Raw genomic sequence first — 20,773 nt, forward strand, 5'->3', positions numbered from 1 at the left:
TCTTCAGGTAGGTATGGATATTTATTGTTCACAAAGAAATGGACATTATAAATTATTAGGGAAGAAAGAACAGTTAAGAACTCAACTCCTATCAAATATAAGGTCATGTCTTTCTTATTTACTGCCAAGAGGAACTTTTCGTGGTGATAAGTTCTATGTAGGTGATCTAAAAGGCAATCAAGGAAAAAGTATGATAGTGGAGTTAACTGGCAGTAAAGCCGGATTATGGCATGATTTTTCTACCGGAGAAGGAGGAGATATTTTTGATCTTTGGGCTGCTGTTACTGGAAAAAATCAATTTACTGATACGATAGAAGATATTGCTAAGTGGATTGGTTATTCGGAAAAAAATAACACTCTGGGGCAACCAACGGCATCATGGAACTATTACGATGAAAGTGATCAAGTGATTGCTACAGTTTATCGTTATAACACTGATTCAGGAAAAAGATATCTTCCTTTTGATGTAAAAAGGTCTAGTTTTACTCCACCACAGATCAGGCCTTTATATAATATTTCAGGTATTATGAAATCTGATAAGGTGATTTTAGTTGAAGGTGAAAAGTGTGCAGATGCTCTGATAGAGCAAGGTATAACTGCCACAACTGCAATGTTAGGAGCAAATGCACAAATAGAAAAAACAGACTGGTCACCACTTAAGGGTAAGCATGTTATTATTTGGCCAGACAATGATGAACCAGGTAAACAATATGCTGAGAAAGTTGTGAAAAAGCTTACTTTTCTTGGTGTTTTATCACTTACTCTTCTTGAAATACCTGACAATAAACCAAAAGGATGGGATTCAGCTGATGGTATAGAAGAAAAGATGAATATTCCTGAATTCATTGAAAATAACTCGAAAAAAATCATCGTTAAGCAATTGCTTAATATTCAAGAATGGAGCGTAGAACGTTTTATAGGTCCAGTACCAGAGCAAAAGTTTCTTGTTGAAGGGTTATTTCCTTTAGGAGTAACATCTATTCTAGCTGCGATGGGAGATACTGGCAAAGGTATGCTTCTGCTTGATTTAGCACTGAAAGTTGCGAGTAGAAAAGATCAGCCATGTGGTTTTGGTCCTTTAGTTACTGAACATGGATCTGTGGTAATTTTCTCAGCAGAAGATGATATGAGTGAAATACATCGTCGTTTAGAGCGTCTTGATTCGCAATGCGAAAGATTAAAATATAAAGATAGGCTCTTTATTGTACCATTACCAAATGTTAGTGGATCACTTACAATCATAAAGAGTGTTTCAGGTAAAGTTATAGAGACTTCTCCTGAATTTGAATCTATAACAAAACAACTTAATAAAATAAAAGACTTAAAATTAATCGTATTTGATCCACTTGCATCATTTGTGCATGCTGATTTAAATACTGACCCAGCCGTAGGCGATTATTTGATGTCTTTATTATCTGATTTAGCAGGTAGCACTGGAGCATCAATAATTGCTGCCCATCATATGAGAAAGCCAAAAAGTGAAAAACCTATATCGACTGTTGAGCAAGCACGTGATGCCATTAGAGGTACATCTGCTCTTGTTAATGGTGTTAGGTGTTCATACGCTTTTTGGTCTGTGGAAGATGCAGCTAAACCGACAATTTTTAAATCAATAGGAGAATCTGTAAGACAGAACGCATTATTTTATGGAGCAATTGTTAAAGCAAACGGTTTGGCTGATCGCACTTTACGCACTTATTTAAGAAATGAAGAAACAGGATTGTTAGAGGACATAACTGAAAGATTAAGAATAAAAAATATGAACGAAAAAGATTCAAAGCAGCATCTTATAACTGCAATTACACGAGCAGCAATTTCTGGACATCCATTTACCCATACAGGAAGTACAGGAGTGTATAAACAGCGGCATAGACTACCTGAGGAGTTTCACAGTATAGGAAGAGATAGAATGGAGCGTATAGTTCAAGAGCTGTTACAAGCACGGAAGTTGGTTAAGGGAATGGCTACTGGTTCAAAAGAAGATAAATGGCTTGACATTCCTAGCGGACCATTTGCTCGCGGTGTTGGAAAGTTTAGCTGTGGAGCTGAGCTATTCTCCTAAAAAATTTTTCTGATATAAAAAAATATTTTGATTTTTGCGGACGAATTTTGAAGTCATCGTACATATATAATATATGAGGCTTAATTAAAAATGTCAATTCTCACACAGTCAGGAAGAGCAGCAATAGCAGCCAGCATAAAAAAGCAATCTATCCATCTTGCTTGGGGAACAGGTGATTCAAGTTGGAAAAGTAGCCATAAAGTAGAAAAAACTTTCGTTAAGGGTGAAATAAAATTTGATCATCAACCTATTAAAGATGTGAAGGTTGTTACAGGGCAAACAACTTATCAGCCAAGTATTGACTATACAGTTAATGGCAGTACTGATGTAATAAAACGTACGGAAAATAGCTCTATTCCAGTAAGTGATAAAGTTACTGTAGAGTATAGTGAAAGCACACCACCAGAGCTGATAACTTCTGAAAAACTGCTCAATGAACTTGGCAGACGTACTGCAGACGAAGTGCTATTCTGCACAGGTGATGAAAACGGTGAACTTATAACTCCATCTGGAAGGTTTAGGCCCTCAAATGTACCAACTAATAATCTCTATCTCAAATTTACTTTCGATTTCACAAACGCAGCAAATCAAGTTATACGGGAATTAGGGGTTATGGTTGGTACTAAAGTAAAAGAAGAATTACCTGAAGGACAGAGATATTTCGAGCCAAAAGATATAGAAGACCATGGAATCTTGCTGATTTTAGAACACACTGTACCACTTATCAGAACTGCTGCCACAAGAGAGACTTTTTCATTTGTTGTAACCTTTTAGAATAAAATGACTTTAAACACCTATTATAACCGCTTTAATCCTGACAAAGAATACGAAAAAAGCTTATTTCTTGCTGGAAGAGGTTTGCAATCTGCAGAATTAAACGAGACTCAGGAGTATGCTCTCTCTAAGCTTAAAGGCATAGGCGATGCAATATTTCGTGATGGTGATGTTATAATAGGAAGCAATTGTATTATAGATAGAGAAACTGGTAAAGTTACACTTGAAGCAGGAAAAATCTATCTTCGTGGAGCAGTTAGAAAAGTCGAAAAAGAAGAATTTATTATTCCACTGAGTACCACAGTGCGTATAGGTGTTTATTATGTAGAATCTACCATTACAGAACTTGAGGATGAAAATCTTCGTGATCCTGCTGTTGGTACAAGAAACTATCAGGAAGTAGGAGCTGCAAGACTTAAAGTTTCTACCATTTGGGGATACCAAGTAGAAAGTGTTACTGTTAACTCTACAAATGGCGAATTTTACCCAATTTACCATATTGAAAATGGAGTATTGATAGAACATTCACTGCCACCACAAGCAAATATAGTAACTACAGCTCTTGCTCGTTATGACAAAGAAGCCAATGGTTCCTATGTCGTAAATGGTCTTGAAGTAATGTTCCTGCAAAAGGAAGAGGGAGAAGGAGGAAAAAAAATATTTGTGATTAATGAGGGCAAAGCTCATGTTGATGGCTATGAGATTGAACTTCCTCACAGTATTCGTGTTTCTTTTGATGAAGATCCGGATATAAAATCAGTTGAATCAGAACCACATACTTTTCAGCCAAATAGCCAAAGAGTAATGGAACTGAAGGTTAATGATTTTCCAATAAGTGAAATTAAAAAAGTAGATATAACTATTCAAAAAACTATTACCATTACTCACGGTTCATATTCTGGAGCTATTGATCCTATACCTGATTCTGCAGTACTTGAGATTATTCAAGTTAAACAAGGTAATGTTATTTATGAAAATAGTATAGACTATAAGTTAAACGCAGGAAACGTCGATTGGTCATTACCTAGTAAAGAGCCAGCTCCTGGGAGTAGTTACCTAATAACCTATCGCTGCCGCACTCATGTAAGCCCTGAAGATATAAATGAAAAGGGATGTAAAGTAAAAGGAGCAGTTGATAACAGCTTGGTTTTGATAGATTATACCTGGAAAATGCCGCGTTATGATTTAATCACTATAAATGCAAAAGGCGCAATAAGAAGGATAAAAGGCATAGCTCACCCTTGGCGACCATCAATGCCTAGAGCGCCTAGTGGACAACTTTTGCTTTGCTACATTCATCAGACGTGGAAAAAAGGCGAAGGGGTAAAAATAGTGAATAATGCTATTCATGCTGTACCGATGAATGAGCTTGAAGCAATGAAAAAAGGAATAAATGATCTTTATGCTCTTGTTGCACAGGAACGTCTACGTAGTGATGCAAATTCAAGAGAGCCAACCACGAAAAAAGGAGTATTTGTTGATTCGTTCTTCGATGATGATATGCGTGATCAAGGAATTTTGCAGTCTGCAGCAATAGTAAACAAGGAATTAATTTTACCAATAGATGTAACGATTGCTGATATTGATGGAGGAGAAAAAACTTATTTGTTGCCGTATGAACTTGAACCGGTACTGGAGCAGCTTTTACAGACCAAAGGAGAAAAGATCAATCCATATCAAGCTTTTGATCCAGTCCCGGCACAAATTACTCTAAATAAAAATATTGATCACTGGACAGAGGTTACCACGAATTGGAAAAGTCCAGTAACCAGAGTATTTAATGTTAAAGAAACAACAGAGCTGCTGTCAAGCACCTCATACGAAACTGAATTTATGCGAGAAGCAACTCAAAATTTTGAGATTGAAGGTTTTGCAACTGGTGAAAAGCTTAAGGAATTAAAGTTTGATGGAATTTTTATTCAACCTAAAGCATAGAAAATATTTGAAAGAAAAACATGATCGCAACATTTATTGCTGATAACAGAGGAAAAATAAAAGGAAGATTTACTGTACCAAGAAACATTCCTGCTGGGACTAAGTTAGTGCAGTTCTTCGGTGATAAAGGCAGTTATGGAGAAGCAACTTATACTGGTAAAAAAACAATTACCATAGAGGAAAGAAGAAGAGTTATCGCAGCAAGAAGAGTTGATCCTTTAGCGCAAACATTTACTCTAAATGAAAGTAGGCACATAGGAGGCGTGGAACTATGGTTTGTAAATAAAGGCAAAAAACGTGTTGTTGTGCAGATTAGAGAAACAGCAGTGGGAGTGCCCTCGCAAACTGTCATTGCTGAAAGCTATATTGAGCCAAAAGATATAAAGATAGATGGCACAGCAACACGTATAGAGTGGTCACCAGTGTTTTGCCATGCAGGAGAGGAGTATGCAATAGTACTACTTACTGATGATGCAGATACTGCAGTAAAAATAGCAGAACTTGGCAAATATGATGCAGTAAATAGCCGTTGGGTAACAAGCCAGCCATATCAAGTAGGAGTATTACTTTCATCAAGCAATGCAAGCACCTGGACTCCACATCAAAATTTAGATTTAACGTTTCGGCTTTTGGCTGCAAAATTTAGCGAAAATTCTCACGTTATTGATCTGGGAAAAGTTACAGCAACCAATACTTCAGATTTAATTGTTTTGACGAACGTCGAAAAAGTAGCATTTGATACCAATGTGGAATTTATCTTAACAGATGAAGAGGGAAAAGAGAACTTTTTGTCTGATAATTTGCCACTTGCACTGCGTGAAAGACTATCTGGAGAGCTAACAGTAAAGGCAAGACTAAAAGGAGGGCGAGAAAAAAGTCCAGTGCTATATCCTGGGTTACAGCTAGTTATGGGTAATATAGGGGAAAAAGGAGATTATGTTACAAGAAGTATTACAGCAGGAGCTAATACTAAAATCACCATAACGTACGATGCGCTGATACCTGGCACTGCAGATGTTAAAGCTTATGTACAAAAAAGCAACAGTGATTGGCAATTAGTAAATTTAACATCAGGAAAACCAATTGGAGAAAATTGGGTAGAGAGAACTCATGTGCTGACAAATTTTAATGCTAATGAGACAAGGATAAAATTAGTTTTAAGTGGAACGGTTATTTATCGTCCTAAAGTCAAAAATCTCAGAGTAATAGTAACATAAAATTTAAATGACTTTTGATCAAACCAAACGAGGATATCCTTTGCCGCATCCAGAGAACATAGCTGTAGAAGATGTAGTACGTATTCGCAGAGCCATAGAAAAGATAGATGAAGATATGAGTGAAAGAGAAGATGAACTTAAAAATAATTTTGAACGATTTAGATTTGAAACTTTTTTGAATTTTTGGGAATGAAAGAAGCAATATACCAAAGGATAAAGGATTTAGCAGCAAATAGCACGGCTGATCAACTGGCATATCTTGCAAAATCGCTGGAATTGATAGCAGATAAAAAAGCTATTGCTGACATTGTACAAATATAGCCTTTCTTATAATAGTCCGAATGCGATAAGATATGTGTTTATGGCTATAGCAGGCCAGTAGCATATTACGGTCTGTTCGGATTATTGTAAAAAGAGCTATAACTGAAGTAAAAGAGATAATTGATGCACTACAGAGAAGGCTTAAAGATTTAGCAGGAAGTAGTACACCAGATCAACTAGCATATCTTGCTAAAGCACTGGAATCAATAATCGACAAAAGTGCGGTTTCTGAAATTGTACAGATGACAGATGGTAAGTTAAAAGAACTCTTGAGCGCTGCAAGGACGCACTTAAGTGACATAAATAGCAATAAGGAAAATTCAATATCTGCAATAACTGAAGCGAAAACAGATTCTGTCAATGAAATTAACAAGCTTAGGGATAATTCCTTAAATACTTTAAAAGCATCATCAGATTCGCATATATCGCTACTTGATACGAGAAAGAATGCCAATATTGCAGCAATAAATAGCATTAGTAACAGTCATAAAGATGGTCTTAAAGGTTTAGTAGAAGATTTTCGTGCTGTTAATAATGTACCATCTGGCTCATCAATTATTAGGGAAATAGAAACTCGTGATAACCAATTAAAAACATCCCTGATAAATGAGGTAAAAACTCGGGATGAACAGTTAAAAGTGTCTCTTATAAATGAAATAAGAAAGCGCAACATGGTTGAACCAGGGTCATTACCTTTCTTATTTGGTGTACTTGGAAGAAAAAATAATTATTTTGGCCACGGAACTTTTACGACAGAGCTTGGAAAGTGGAGTAGTGATATAACAAAAACTGACTATATGTTACAACTACTAGCAGGTAGCCATACGTACAATACAGATTACGTTAGTTTTTATCGGCCAAGACAACTAAGTTTTATAGAGGGAAGTAAAGGAACATTTATTTACGGAGAGTTATGCACAAAAAGTTTTTCGGGTAGTTATGATGAGATATACTATTACCCGTATGCTGCACTTGGAGTAGTATTTGTAAAAAATACAACCAATGTGAACATAAATAAGACAATGGAATTTGTTGGATCATCGTATTCGAGTACGGAGTATGGGGGTGCAGGATTATTTGTGGGAACACCAGATAATACCAATTCTAATAAATCAAGAATTTCAAGAATAATATGGAAAAATGTTTACCAATACACGAGTTCTGATAGCAAATTAGCTGGATCTGGTAATGTGGAGATTCCAGCAGGAAAAACAGTTGCAATATTACTTTACACATCATCTTACCTGTATTCCAGAACACAAGTTAGTCAAGGTATGCTTGCATCAAATTATGTACACAACTATGGTCAATTTATTCAGTGGGGGATTTATAACATACGTAGCAATGTTCTAACTACAGGACTTGAAGTAGATGTGGAGAGAACGCTAAAAGCTTGGCAATGTCCAGGATTATCTAACACGTATGAGATTTGGAGGTAACAAACAATGTCTATCTACATTAGATTTGAAAATGATAAACAAGTAGAAACAACAACACTTGAAAGCAAGCCAACTGAAAATGATTGGTATGAAGCACCAGAAGATTTTGATTGGCAAAAAAGCTATTGTTTAACAGAAGGAGGCAAAATTGCTCAGCGGAATCAAGAAGATATTGAATTGGAGTTACTACAAAATGCGAAGTTTTCTGCACTTTCTAATCTTCATGCTTATTATGATAACTATACTCACCAATACGCAGGATATTCTCATCAGAAGTCTAAGTCGTACGAAATACAAGCAAAAGCCGCAGAGAACATTTTAGCAGCACCAGAATCTATAGACAAAAAAGATGCAGAAATTATAGAGCCATTAGCAAAAGTCCGAGGAATTTCAGTAGTAGAAATGGCAAGAATAATTCAGGAAAAAGCAAAAAGAGCGAAAAAAGCAATAATCAAGTGCGAAGAATTGGTGGATATAGCTGAAAGGGAAATCGGTGAAGCTAAAAGTAAGGAAGAGCTGCAAACTTTGCTAGATAATTGTAAACAAAAAATGCAAGAAAGTTGAAAAGGGGAAAAAGAAATGACAGAACAGTTTCTACATGGAGTAAATGTTATCGAGGTTACCTCAGGAGCGAGGACAGTACGAACAGCTAAATCATCGGTAATTGGAGTAATTGGTACTGCACCTGATGCTGACGGGCAAAAGTTTCCACTAAATAAACCAATATTAATAGCAGGAAGCTTAAAAGAAGCAGCAAAACTTGGTCAATCTGGGACTTTGCCTTCAGCTATTAATGCAATTTTTTCCCAAATTGGTGCAACAGTAGTAGTTATTCGAGTTGAGGAGAAAGTAGAAGAGACGCTCAGCAATGTCATTGGTGGAGTTAACGAAGAAACTGGAGAATATCAGGGAATTCAAGCGTTCTTAAGCAGTGAAAGCATAGTTCATGTTGCGCCAAGAATACTAATTGCACCTCAGTTTACTCATCAATTATCTGGAGATGCTGGAAATCCAGTGGTTAGCGCTTTAATTCCTATAGCAGAAAAGCTAAGAGCAATAATAGTAGCAGATGGACCAAATACCAATGATGAAGAAGCAATAAAATGGAGAAAAAGTGTAGGCAGCTCAAGAGTTTATGTTGTTGATCCGTGGGTTAAGGTTTTTATTGAAGGAAAAGAAGAAATTCTCCCTCCAAGTTCATTTGTAGCTGGTTTAATAGCTAAGATAGATAGCGAGCAAGGCTTCTGGCACTCACCTTCAAATAAAGAGATAAATGGTATTGTTGGAACAAGCAGGCCTATTGATTTTACGCTCGGTAATATAAATTGTAGAGCAAACCACTTGAATGAAAATGAAGTAACAACGATAATTCATCAAAATGGCTATAGGCTTTGGGGAAATAGAACATGTTCAAATGACTCAAAATGGGCTTTTTTGTCAGTGAGAAGGACTGCAGATTTAATCAACGATAGTCTACTTCGAGCTCATTTATGGGCAGTTGATCGCAATATTACCAAAACTTATATAGATGATGTGATTGAGGGGGTAAATTCTTATCTTGCAAATTTAAAAGCGCAAGGGGCGATTATTAGCGGAAAATGTTATGCAACTCCAGAGCTCAATACACCAACAAATATTGCAAGCGGAAAAGTGTCTTTTGATTTTGAGTTCACGCCACCATATCCAGCTGAACAGATTACTTTCAGGTCACACCTTGTGAGTGGCGCAATATTGTAAAAGGAGAAAGAGAGATGTTACCAAAGATCCTAAAGAATTTTAACGTATTTGTTGATGGTCGTGGCTATGCAGGAAAAATAGATGAAGTAACCTTGCCAAAACTTACCATAAAAACAGAAGAATACAGAGCTGGTGGTATGGATATTCCAATAAATATTGATATGGGCATGGAAAAGCTTGAAGCAGATTTCACTTTTTCTGAATATGACTCTGAGCTCTTTAGACTTTTCGGATTGATAAACAATAATGCTGTTTCTCTTACTTTAAGAGGAGGTTTGCAGGGAAGTAGTGATGCCGAATCAGTAGTAATTAACTTAAGAGGGCTCTTTAAGGAACTTGATTTTGGTAACTGGAAGGCTGCTGAAAAAGCAACACTAAAATGTATAATTGCTGCCAACTATTATAAGCTTACCATTGATGGCAGAGAATTGATTGAAATTGACGCTGAGAATATGATTCGCAAGATCGATGGTGTTGATCAAATGACTTCTATGCGCACAGCTTTAGGAATTTAACTAAAAGGGTAAAACAATGCAAAAAATTAAATTAACTGAACCAATAAAAATCGATGGAATTTTAGTTTCAGAGCTAACTCTACGCCGTCCAAAAGTTCGAGATCGTTTAGCTGTTGAACGTATGGGTAATAGCGATGCAGAGAAAGAAGTAGCACTGATTGCAAATCTTGCAAGTATTTCAAGAGAAGCAGTAGAAGAATTTGATTTAGCAGACTACAATAAGATTCAAGAAACGTTACAAGGTTTTTTGTCTCAGCAGAAGAATTGAGGTTGAGCATATTATCACTTAGCTCAATGGTTGGTGGTGGAATCAATCAGTGGCTTGATATGGATATTGAAGAATTTATTACTTGGTTTGAAAGTAGCGGAAAATTATACAAATGAAGGCAATTTCTATAGTAATTGGAGCAACACTGCAAAGCAGTTTTAATAGTACGATAGCAGGTAGCACGAAGCAACTTTCTCGTATTGGTAGTACGATAAAACAACTTGAATCATCAAGTAAATCAGTATTCAAGTTTAAACAATTAAGCCACGATGCTCTGCTTGCTAGGCGTTCTTGGAATGAACTAGAAATAAAAACAAAATCTCTTGCTCAGCAGATAAAAAATACAGGAGCACCAAGTAAGAGCCTGCAAAACGAGTTTACAAGGTCTAAAACTGCAGCACTGAAAGCTAAAACAGCTTATTTACAAAAAAGAAGTGCTCTCCACCATTTACGCACGGAGTTCAGTAAAAGTGGTAGAGATATAAAATCTCTTATTGGAGATCAAGTTAAACTTGGCTCTTCTATTGAAAAGCTTAAAAATAACTATACAGCTTTAAATTCCGTAATGCAAAAACGTAAAGGAGTTTTAGCACAAAGAGCAAATTTCAAAGCTCAAATGATGGATGCTGTGGCACTTGGCCTCACCCTTGCAGCACCACTTAAGGCTGCAATTAGTTTTGAGAGTGCCATGGCTGATGTAAAGAAAGTTGTAAAGTTTGAAGATACAGATGTAAATGGCTTAACAAAACTTGGGGAAACATTAAAGGAAATGTCGCGTACAATTCCGCTATCTGCGGCAGAACTTGCGCAAATTACTGCAAGTGGTGGTCAACTTGGTATTAAAGCTAAAGATCTTACGACTTTTACAGACACTGTGGCCAAAATGGCAACTGCATTTGATATGTCAGCAGAAGAAGCAGGAGACGCTATTGCTAAACTTTCTAATATTTATCAAATTGAAATTGGTGAAATGAAAGGCATTGGTGATGCAATAAACCATATCTCTGATAACACTGCAGCAAAAGCTAAAGACATTGTTCCTGCATTAAACAGAATCGGTGGTACAGCAAGGCAATTTGGCTTAACTGCAGTAGAAGCGGGAGCTTTAGCAAGTAGCTTCATTAGTCTTGGTAAGACCCCCGAAAAAGCAGGTACAGCAATTAATGCGATGCTCAGTAAGTTGCAAACAGCAAGTAAGCAAGGTGGCAATTTTCAAAAAGCTTTTCAGCAGCTAAAAATAAATGCTAAGGAATTTGAAAAAGCAATTGGCAAGAATGCACAAGGCACATTAGTTAAGTTTTTAGAAACAATTGCAAAACTAGGTAAGCAAGAACGTTCTAGCGTTCTTTTTGATCTCTTTGGTCTTGAATATCAAGACGATATAGCACTACTCATTGGTAGTCTTGACGAGTACAAAAAATCTTTACGATTAATAAACGGGGAATATAAGGGCTCAATGCAAAGAGAGTTTGAAAATAGAGCAAATACTACAGCAAATAATCTTCAGCTACTTAAGAATTCAATAGCAGAAGTAGGAATGAATCTTGGTTCTGTATTATTACCACCTTTAAATTTTACTGTTAATCTTCTGAGGTCAGCAACTACACAAGTAGCACTTTATGCCAAGGAATATCCAGTATTGACTACAGTAATCATGAGTACTACTACAGCGTTGATTAGCATTAAAATAGCAGCTATATCTCTTGGCTATGCTTGGACTTTTGTAAAAGGTTCCTTATTCGCTTTTTTGTCTACTTGGAAAATGTTTGGATCTGTTATTACTTTAGTAAAAATAGGTCTTTCTGCAGTTTTTCCAGCAATTATTGTTGGATTTAAAGCATTGACAATTGCTTTAATGAGTAATCCTATGGGACTCGTTATTGGCGGTCTTGCTGTTGCTGCAACTTTGATAATTACCAAATGGCAAGTGGTAAAGAACTTTTTTGTTACTATCTGGGAATCAGTGAAAATTGTATGGAAGTCTTTTTCTGATTGGGTAGGAAAATTTTGGAATAATATTACTCAGCCCTTTAGAACAATCAGTAATCTGTGGAATAAAAGAAATGAGTCTAAACTAGAAGTTAAGTCTGTAAATAACGTTATAAGTGATTCTCTTAAGTACCCCATTGCGGCACACAGTAAAGCTGTAGAGAATAAAACTCAAAATAATCACTTCAGTATTAATATTCATTCAACCCCTGGGCAAGATACACGTAGCATTGCTGATGAAGTAATGGAGCGAATTAGAGAGCAATTTAGTGGCGCACTTTACGATATAAATTAAATTATGTTATCTCTTGGTCCATATAGATTTTCATTAATTGAGCAAGGCTTTACACGCAGAAGTGAATATCGCTGGCCTGCACTTGAGCGTATTGGGGAAAAGCCATTGCTTCAAAGTATTGGTCCTGGAGAGGACATTGTTGAGCTTGCAGGAGTAATCTATTCAGGAGGGCTGAAGCAAATAAATAATATGCGAAATTCATCAAAACCTCTTTTACTTATTGATGGCCAAGGTAACATTTTAGGCCATTTTGTTATTGTGAAAATAGAAGAAACGCAGAAATATTTTTTTCCAAATGGTGAACCAAGAAAGATTGAGTTTCATTTAAGTTTAAAACATTATAGCAATTTATCATCACAAAATAACACTACTGACTTTACTGCAGCTGACAATGATGTACTACAAAACTAAGGAAAATGATATGTTAGATTTAATCTGCTGGAACTACTATGGATTCAGCTCAGAAGCAGTTGAGATTGTGTTAAGAGCTAATCCTGGACTTGCAGAGTATAAAAGTCTTCCTGCAGGATTAATCATTAAACTTCCTGTTATTCAAAAAGAGACACAAAAGCAAGTAGTAAAACTATGGGATTAAAATGACACCAGACTTTAGTATTTCAGTAGAGGGCATTTCCATCACTGAATTGGTGAAAAGTCGATTGGTATCAATGCATATTACTGATGAAGCAGGAGTAATAAGTGATACTGCTGTAATTCATCTTGATGACCGTGATTCATTATTTGAGATTCCTAGAACTGGGGCAAAGCTAAATATTTTACTCGGGTATAAGGAAACTGGCATTGTGCCAATGGGAGATTATATAGTAAATGAAATTACGCTACAAGGCCCGCCACAATCACTAAAGATTAAAAGTCATGCAGCGGATCTAAAAGAGTCATTAAAGGAACAAGTGTTTAATGAGTGGCATCAAATCACCTTAAATGATTTGGTAAAAAAGATTGCAGACAAACATGGCTATCAAGCTAAAGTTGCTGCAGAGTTTGTAAATATCATGATATCACATATTGATCAAACTGCAGAGAGCGATATGCATTTTTTAACCAGGCTTGCTCAAATTTATGGAGCAATAGCAAAACCTGCAGGAGGATATTTACTGTTTGTTTCAAAAGGAAAAGCAAAATCAGTTACCGGAAAAACTTTAAGCACTATTACTTTAACACCTAGAGATATTACAAATTGGAAAGTAAAATTTAATGAGCGTAATCAATATGGCTCGGTTATTGCTTACTGGTATGATTATGAAAAAGCAGAGACAATAACGGAAAAAGTAGGTGATCAAGAACCAAGCTATATTTTGCGAGATATTTATGCAAGTAGTGATTTGGCACAAAGTGCAGCATCTGCGAAGTTGAATCAGCTGATGAGTAATGCAGCAACACTCAATGTCACAATGCCAGGAAATCCTGAATTATTTGCTGAAGCAAAGATTAATCTTTCTGGATTTCGCAAAGGAGTTTATGGTAAATGGATAATAAATAGGGCTGAGCATGTAATTGATAACCTTGGCTATCGTACTATTGTTACGGGAATAATTGATAGTTGGAAAGTAAATTGATAATTTCCTCATAGATATCTTCTTTATTATTGTTTAATTCCTCTACAGCAAGATCTAAAGGAGTTTTTTTATCTTTGTTTTTAGCAGAAGGATTTGCTCCATTTTTCAGTAGAAATTTAGCAATTTCCAGATGTCCTTTTCGTACAGCATAGTGCAGAGCTGTCCAGCTAAAAGCATCAGTAGTATTTACATCAATGCCTTCTTCAATTAGAAATTTTACGACTTCTAAACAGCCTCCGCTTGTAGCATAGTGTAATGATGTTGCACCAAAATGATGAGTAGCATTGATATCTACTACATTTTTTATTAAGGATCTTACAGTATCTAAATTACATTTTTCAGCTGCAGTAGATAATGTTTCCAGATCATTGCCACTTGCCTTACTTTTTATTGGCACATCTTTTGATAATTGGTCTGTACTAAAGTGCTGATACAGAACAATAACGCATATTATCGGTATTATTGAACTTGTTAACAATTTCCAAAAAAGGCTAGATTTCATGTTGATTATATTATTTACATCGCTTGTTTAGTGCAACTAATTAACTTTATTTTAGAAAAGATTTTTTGGACGTATTTTTGATGAATCTTGTATATGTATATATACAACTTTTCCTTTAAAAAAGATGACAAACACAGGAAAGATCCCTGTAGCAGTAATTGCTACTATGGTGATACAAACAATAGCATTGATCTGGTGGCTAGCTAAGCTCGACTTAAGAGTGCATATGCATGATAAATTTATAGAGCAAAATCAAAGGACTACAGAAATCATCTATCGCCTTGAAGAAAGGGTCAAAAACCTTGCTGAGGAAGTTAATGAACTTGAGCAGAGACAAAAATAAAAAAGTGGCAAAGTATATTTTATCTGTTGATGGAGGTGGAATCAGAGGAATAATTCCTGCCATTATTCTAGCAGAAATTGAATCTAGGACAAAAAAGCCAATTTCCCAGATTTTTGATTTAATGGCAGGCACCTCAACCGGTGGGATTATTGTTGCTGGACTTTGTAAAAGCAATAAACTTCAATACTCTGCCAATGATTTGGTTGAACTTTATCAAGAGTATGGAGCATATATCTTTCAATCATCATTTTGGAGAAAATCAATTGCTTCTTGGCTGAGTGGTTCTCAGTACTCGTATAGAAATATGGAATTTATTCTCAACAAATACTTTGGTGAAAGTACTATGGCCGATGTTGCAAGTAATCTACTACTCACCAGTTATGACATTCACAATAGTTGTGAATTTTTCTTTAAAAGTTGGAAAGAAGAAAACATTAAGTTGAAAGATGCACTCAGAGCTACAACAGCTGCTCCAACGTACTTTACACCAAAACGTCTGAAAATTAGCCAAACAGAGAGAGTGTTGATAGATGGCGGAGTGTTTGCTAATAATCCAGCAGCTTGTGCATATGCAAGTGGCAAGAGATTATTTCCAAATGATGAGATTATACTGCTATCAATAGGCACTGGTGGAACAGATAGAAGTATAAAGTATGCTAACTCAAGGAAATTTGGCAAAATAGGGTGGATCAAGCCACTACTGAATGTGATGTTCGCTTCTGGATTGGATTGCGTTGATTATCAACTAGAACAAGTAATAGATGATAAATACATAAGAATACAATCGCAATTGAAAGTAGCATCGACTGAGATGGACAATATTACACTCAGAAATATCAAATTTCTTCAGCAAGAGGCAAGTAAAATGATAGAGGATAACCAGAAAGTGATAGACAAATTCTGCAAGCAAAATCGAAAACTATAACTGAGCTAGAAAAACAAAATAAGCGAGTTTCTAGTATCTACTTTAATAAATTTACTAAAATATTTTTTTAATATTATATATTGAATACAGAAGCACAAGAATTTCATCCAGTAATGCAGATAATTATAGCTCTTTTTACAATAATCCGAACAGATCATAATATGCTACTGCTCTACCATAGCCATAAGCACATATCTTATCCTATTCGGACTATTGCGAGAAGTGCTATAATTATGTAATCACCTTTGTTGGTATTTTAATATATTGTGTAGAAATCAGTAAACTAATGTTGCTTTTAATTCAGGTTAAGTTTTGAAAGCATGATTTTCAAGTTCCTCAATAGATAAATCTGTTATTTTAGAAATAGCATTAACAGAAACGTCCAACATAAGTAGATTATTTGCAACCTTTATTGACTCTGCTTTGTAAATCAGGAATGTTGCACCAAATGTTGATATTAAACTTTATGATATGAAGTATCTTTGATGTTTTTACGCTACTAAATTCATGATATCCATCTCTTGGCGATTTAAGCCTATTTTTAGAGTATTTATAAAAAGACGATAAGACCCCTTCTACATCTAAAGCCTAAAATGCAATTCTCAGATGATCTCTGACAGACGTTTTTTTCATCAACACATTCAAAACAATAAAAAGATTGAATATTTCTTCACAATTGTGTATAATTATTAATGCTTTGGTGCACGTAACGATTATACTTTAAAAAGAATGTTGGCTACTGAGAAGAATGAAGACATCTTCATCAGAAAAAAAGGGGCAAAAACAGAGAAAATTGATGTAACTACTTAAGGCAGGTGTCTCTATTGCAGCTGAGACAGCTGATCACTCATGATCAAATAAAAAAGTTATAAGCACACAGATTGGATCACAGTATCTTTTTTAAGAAGAAGATTTATCTTGCTTAAAAACTTGTAGATACTATATTTTACATAAATTCTTCATGCGAGGCCTTTATGTTTACTAATAGAATATCTAATAATCTGGATCAGCTACAATTTTTTGTAGAGTTTTTAAACGAAAATTATGAAACTCAGAAACATCTTAGTCTTACACCACTACATTTAGCAGCAGGAAATGGTCAGTTGGATTTAGTCAACACTTTATTAGGAGAAGGTTTAGATATTAATTCAGAGATTAAGTACGATGGCTTTACGCCACTGTACTTTTCAATTGCAAAAAATCGCTTAGAGATGGTTAACTTTCTTATTGCTCATGGAGCAGATGTAAACCATAAGACCATTCTAGGCTTTACACCTTTAAGTTTTGCATCCCAGCAAGGATATTTAGATATAGTCAACACCTTGATTGCAAATGGAGCAGATCTTAGTACTAAAACAGATAAACTTAATACACCTTTACACCTAGCAGCAGAGAATGGTCATCTAGATATAGTAAATGTTTTTATTGAAAAGGGATTAGATGTTAATGCTGTAAATAATGATCGAGCAAGACCTTTGCATTCTGCAGTACAAAATGTTAACCTCGAAGTAGTTAAAGCTCTTATTTCACAAGGGTCTAATATTAACGCTGGATCTTCAGGCATAGGTAATCATAAAGTTGATGCAAACATTACACCCTTACATCTGGGAACACAAACTGGTAGGTTAGATATAGTTAAAGTTCTGCTTGAAGCGGGAGCAAACGTTAATGCAAAAACAGATGATAAGATTACACCTCTACATTTAGCGTCTCAAAATGGCTTTTTAGAGTTAGTAGACATTTTACTAAAAGCAAAATCTAATGTTAATGCTAAGGATTATGAGAATCTTACACCTCTACATTTAGCAGCAGAACGTAATCACTTTGGAGTAGTTAAGTCTCTTCTTCTCGTAAGGGGAATTGATGTTAATGCTAAGGACCACGATAATTCCACAGCTTTACATATAGGATCTCAGAATGGTCACTTAGAAGTAGTGAAGCTACTAATAGAGAAAAAAGCCAATGTTAATGCTAAAAAAAACGAAGGTTTTACACCTTTGCATCTAGCAATTCAGCAAAGTCATTTCGAGGTGAGTGATTTTTTAATTAAAAATGGAGCAAACATTAACACCGTGGATGATCAGAATTGGACTCCTTTACATAATGCAGCATATAATGGTTTTTCTTTAAAAATAGTAGAGAGCTTAATTGCAAAAGGAGCAAATATAAATGCAAAGATGGATGATGGTAGAAGAGCTCTACATTTGGCAGCAGAACATAATCGCTTGGAAATAATGAATTTCTTGATTGAAAATGGAGCAGATATTAATGCTCTAGATAACAGAAGTTGGACTCCTCTACATTGTGCAGCATATGATGGTAATTTAGAAGTTGCTAAATCTTTGCTTGATAAAGGAGCAGACATTAATGCTAAAACAGTTAAAAGTACTACACCTCTACACTTTGCAGTAGACCATGATCATTTAGAGGTGGTTGAATTGCTCTTAGAAAAGGAAGCAGATATTAATGCTTTAGATCACACAAATTGGACTCCTTTACATTTTGCAGCAGAAAAAGGTTATGATCAGATAGCAACCGTTCTATTGAAACATGGTGCTGATGTAAATGTAAAAGAAAATCAAAATAAAGGCACAGCCCTACATCTTGCAGCTCAATATGGTCATCCTAAGGTAGTTAAAACTCTTATTATAAATGGAGCGGATGTTAATGCAAAAATGGATAAAAATGCTACGCCTTTACACTTAGGGGCACAAATTGGTAATTTAGATATAGTTAGGTCTCTACTTATGAGCGGAGCATACTTTAATGCTAGAGCTGAAGGAGGTAGATATGTTTTACCATTACACTTTGCGGAAAGAAGAGGAAACCCAGAAGTAATAAAATTACTAAAATTGGTTGAGAAGTTATTTAAGGCTATAGAAGATAATAATTATTTAGGAATTGAGAGTTCCATTAGAGATGGAGCAATCATTGATTCGAAGAACGTGGATGGAAGAACGCCATTACATTATGCTGTTAATAATGGGCACATAAAAGTTGTAAATATCTTGCTAGCAAATGGAGCTGATGCTACTCAAGTTACTAACAAGGGTAATACACCATTACACACTGCTGCTTCCAAAGGTCATAAAGAAATTATTGAAGCTTTGTTACAACGTGTAAGCCACAATAAATTGAGTGATTTTATTAATGCTAAAACAATAGTTAAAGGCACTACATCGTTGCATGTTGCTACTGAAAATAGCTTTTTCGAAGCTGTAAAATCTTTGTTGAAACATGGTGCAATTTATAACATCAAGAATAAAGAAGGTAAAACACCACTTGATCTTTCTCGAGACCAGAATATTACTAACCTATTGAAATTAGTAGAAGAGCTATTTGAAAATGCAAAAAATGGTAATGTTGAAATTATCAGTAAGCTGAGAGCAATAAAACCCGATGAGCGCGTAGCTGTAACAAATGCTCGTGATGATCAAGGCAAGTCATTAGTCCAGGTTGCAGTAATCAATAAACACTCAAACCTTGCAAGTAGATTATTAGAAATATTAAAAAGTCCAGATCAGAGTTTACAAGATGTCAGCGTAGAAAATCGAGTAAAGAGTTTAAAGTTATAGCTCTCTTAAATGAAACTCTAATGAGGGTGCCAAGATCTAGAAAATATACAAAAATTTTGTTACAAAATAGTGAAATTTAGGAGGATTTTAAAAATATGCTAAATAATAATATTAACAAAGAATTAGAAAAAGCAGTCTATGAACGAAACTTAGAAAAAGTTAAAGCTCTTTTGTCTGCAGGTGCTAATGCTAACCTTAGAGTAGAAAGGAATAGAGATACGTTACTTCATACTACTAGTAGTGTAGAAATTACTAAAGAGCTTTTGTTAGGTGGTACCGAAGTCAATTCAAGAAACATGTATAGTGAAACTCCACTACATTCTGCTATAACACTGGGGAAGGAATTAGAATTAGTTAGAGAACTTCTGAAACATGGTGCTGATGTAAATGCAACAAACCGTAAAGGCAATACTGCACTGAACCATGCTGTAAAAAAAAGTGGTAAAAATCTGGAAGTAGTTAAAGAACTATTAGAATATGGAGCTGATATTAATATAAGAAATCGTGAACGACGGCTTTATGATAATTGTTCCACATCTTTAGATAACGCTGTAAGTGATCTAGCATGCGCTAAATTGTTGATTAAATTTACTTTAGTAAGGAACTTCAATAAGGATTACGGAAAAATTATTGACTTATCTCCTTATAAAGGATTCAGTAATTACAGTAAATTATCAAGTTATCTAGATGACTGTGTTTGTGAAATTCTTCAAATGAAAACAGATGAAATAAAAGATAGCCTTCCACTATATGAATTTGTTACAAATAACTTCAACATACATGTACTATATAATAATCAATTATCTGTAAGACTAGCAAAAATTGATTATTCCATACGCTATCCTATATATAATGATATCATATTAGATAAGGTAAAACCTTTTTTAGAAAGAGCAGATTTGTTAAATAAGTTAAGTAAGATACAATTTTATACTAAATTAGATGTGGCAGATCAAGATGCCAAAGAAAAGAAAATTATTCTGGATCATGATTCTACATATAATATAACTGAATATCTATCTAATGATAACTTGTTAAACTTTATAGTAGCGTTTGATGATTCCAATAAACGTACTTTTCAATCTTTAAGTTCCTTAAATAATCTCGTAGAGCCTGGTACAAGACTTTATGAAACTTCTATAAGTAATGATACCAAACGTGCAAGATTAGAATAAATACATTTTTTGTCAGTACTAGAGTTTTTTATGAACAACAATTAGTCGTATGGTTCCAGAGAGGTGATACATAAGAGATTGCTATAATGCCAAAACACTAAACTTAGTGCTTTTTTATGTAAGT

Annotated in this window: 19 protein-coding genes and 1 pseudogene; 19 read left to right on the forward strand and 1 reads right to left on the reverse strand. The window is 35.1% G+C overall.

What is annotated here, in order from left to right:
• Positions 1-13 precede the first annotated feature (13 nt).
• From AAGD87_RS07460 to AAGD87_RS07525, 14 genes and pseudogenes are all read left to right on the forward strand, one after another.
• Positions 14-2,062, forward strand: coding sequence for an AAA family ATPase (locus AAGD87_RS07460; protein ID WP_341817594.1), 2,049 nt, complete (start codon positions 14-16; stop codon positions 2,060-2,062).
• A gap of 90 nt (positions 2,063-2,152) precedes the next feature.
• On the forward strand, positions 2,153-2,836 hold the full coding sequence (locus tag AAGD87_RS07465) for a hypothetical protein (RefSeq protein ID WP_341817595.1): 684 nt from the start codon (positions 2,153-2,155) through the stop codon (positions 2,834-2,836).
• Positions 2,837-2,842: 6 nt separating this feature from the next.
• Positions 2,843-4,771, forward strand: a complete 1,929-nt coding sequence (locus AAGD87_RS07470; RefSeq protein ID WP_341817596.1) for a DUF4815 domain-containing protein — start codon at positions 2,843-2,845, stop codon at positions 4,769-4,771.
• A gap of 20 nt (positions 4,772-4,791) precedes the next feature.
• Positions 4,792-5,988, forward strand: coding sequence for a hypothetical protein (locus AAGD87_RS07475; protein WP_208571638.1), 1,197 nt, complete (start codon positions 4,792-4,794; stop codon positions 5,986-5,988).
• 7 nt (positions 5,989-5,995) lie between these two features.
• Positions 5,996-6,181 carry a hypothetical protein gene (locus AAGD87_RS07480; protein ID WP_174517025.1) on the forward strand — a complete coding sequence of 62 codons (186 nt, stop codon included), beginning with the start codon at positions 5,996-5,998 and terminating at the stop codon, positions 6,179-6,181.
• Positions 6,178-7,748, forward strand: a pseudogene (locus AAGD87_RS07485) (hypothetical protein). Before AAGD87_RS07480 ends, AAGD87_RS07485 begins: the two are co-directional and overlap by 4 nt.
• 6 nt (positions 7,749-7,754) lie before the next feature.
• Positions 7,755-8,312, forward strand: coding sequence for a hypothetical protein (locus AAGD87_RS07490; protein ID WP_208571640.1), 558 nt, complete (start codon positions 7,755-7,757; stop codon positions 8,310-8,312).
• 15 nt (positions 8,313-8,327) lie between these two features.
• A complete protein-coding gene (locus AAGD87_RS07495) occupies positions 8,328-9,485 on the forward strand; it encodes a phage tail sheath subtilisin-like domain-containing protein (protein WP_208571641.1) in 1,158 nt (385 codons plus the stop codon).
• 14 nt (positions 9,486-9,499) lie between these two features.
• On the forward strand, positions 9,500-10,000 hold the full coding sequence (locus AAGD87_RS07500) for a phage major tail tube protein (RefSeq protein WP_065094343.1): 501 nt from the start codon (positions 9,500-9,502) through the stop codon (positions 9,998-10,000).
• 16 nt (positions 10,001-10,016) lie between these two features.
• Positions 10,017-10,268 (forward strand): phage tail assembly protein, encoded by a 252-nt coding sequence (locus AAGD87_RS07505; RefSeq protein ID WP_015588509.1) that lies wholly within the window; start codon positions 10,017-10,019, stop codon positions 10,266-10,268.
• A gap of 112 nt (positions 10,269-10,380) precedes the next feature.
• Entirely contained in the window at positions 10,381-12,552 is a 2,172-nt protein-coding gene (locus AAGD87_RS07510) for a phage tail tape measure protein (protein ID WP_226079606.1), read from the forward strand.
• Positions 12,553-12,555: 3 nt separating this feature from the next.
• Positions 12,556-12,963, forward strand: coding sequence for a phage tail protein (locus AAGD87_RS07515; protein ID WP_208571643.1), 408 nt, complete (start codon positions 12,556-12,558; stop codon positions 12,961-12,963).
• 10 nt (positions 12,964-12,973) lie between these two features.
• On the forward strand, positions 12,974-13,147 hold the full coding sequence (locus AAGD87_RS07520) for a tail protein X (RefSeq protein WP_244226844.1): 174 nt from the start codon (positions 12,974-12,976) through the stop codon (positions 13,145-13,147).
• A 1-nt stretch (position 13,148) separates the two neighbouring features.
• Positions 13,149-14,129, forward strand: coding sequence for a phage late control D family protein (locus AAGD87_RS07525; RefSeq protein WP_208571645.1), 981 nt, complete (start codon positions 13,149-13,151; stop codon positions 14,127-14,129).
• Here the strand turns inward: AAGD87_RS07525 and AAGD87_RS07530 are convergent.
• Complete coding sequence (locus tag AAGD87_RS07530; protein WP_208571646.1) at positions 14,095-14,631, reverse strand: ankyrin repeat domain-containing protein; 537 nt, start codon at positions 14,629-14,631, stop codon at positions 14,095-14,097. The genes AAGD87_RS07525 and AAGD87_RS07530 overlap by 35 nt on opposite strands.
• A 124-nt stretch (positions 14,632-14,755) precedes the next feature.
• Here AAGD87_RS07530 and AAGD87_RS07535 point away from each other — a divergent pair, with 124 nt between their 5' ends.
• The 5 genes from AAGD87_RS07535 to AAGD87_RS07555 all read left to right on the forward strand — a co-directional run bounded on the left by AAGD87_RS07535 (position 14,756) and on the right by AAGD87_RS07555 (position 20,649).
• On the forward strand, positions 14,756-14,974 hold the full coding sequence (locus AAGD87_RS07535) for a hypothetical protein (RefSeq protein ID WP_012673232.1): 219 nt from the start codon (positions 14,756-14,758) through the stop codon (positions 14,972-14,974).
• A 4-nt stretch (positions 14,975-14,978) separates the two neighbouring features.
• On the forward strand, positions 14,979-15,899 hold the full coding sequence (locus tag AAGD87_RS07540) for a patatin-like phospholipase family protein (RefSeq protein ID WP_191110951.1): 921 nt from the start codon (positions 14,979-14,981) through the stop codon (positions 15,897-15,899).
• Positions 15,900-15,979: 80 nt separating this feature from the next.
• Positions 15,980-16,138: a hypothetical protein gene (locus tag AAGD87_RS07545; RefSeq protein ID WP_341817597.1), complete on the forward strand. Its 159-nt coding sequence runs from the start codon at positions 15,980-15,982 to the stop codon at positions 16,136-16,138.
• A 735-nt stretch (positions 16,139-16,873) separates the two neighbouring features.
• Positions 16,874-19,474 carry an ankyrin repeat domain-containing protein gene (locus AAGD87_RS07550; RefSeq protein WP_341817598.1) on the forward strand — a complete coding sequence of 867 codons (2,601 nt, stop codon included), beginning with the start codon at positions 16,874-16,876 and terminating at the stop codon, positions 19,472-19,474.
• Positions 19,475-19,569: 95 nt separating this feature from the next.
• A complete protein-coding gene (locus tag AAGD87_RS07555; protein WP_341817599.1) occupies positions 19,570-20,649 on the forward strand; it encodes an ankyrin repeat domain-containing protein in 1,080 nt (359 codons plus the stop codon).
• The last annotated feature ends 124 nt before the right edge of the window (positions 20,650-20,773 follow it).

This window comes from Wolbachia endosymbiont (group A) of Pherbina coryleti (assembly GCF_964026875.1).
Lineage (GTDB): Bacteria > Pseudomonadota > Alphaproteobacteria > Rickettsiales > Anaplasmataceae > Wolbachia > Wolbachia pipientis.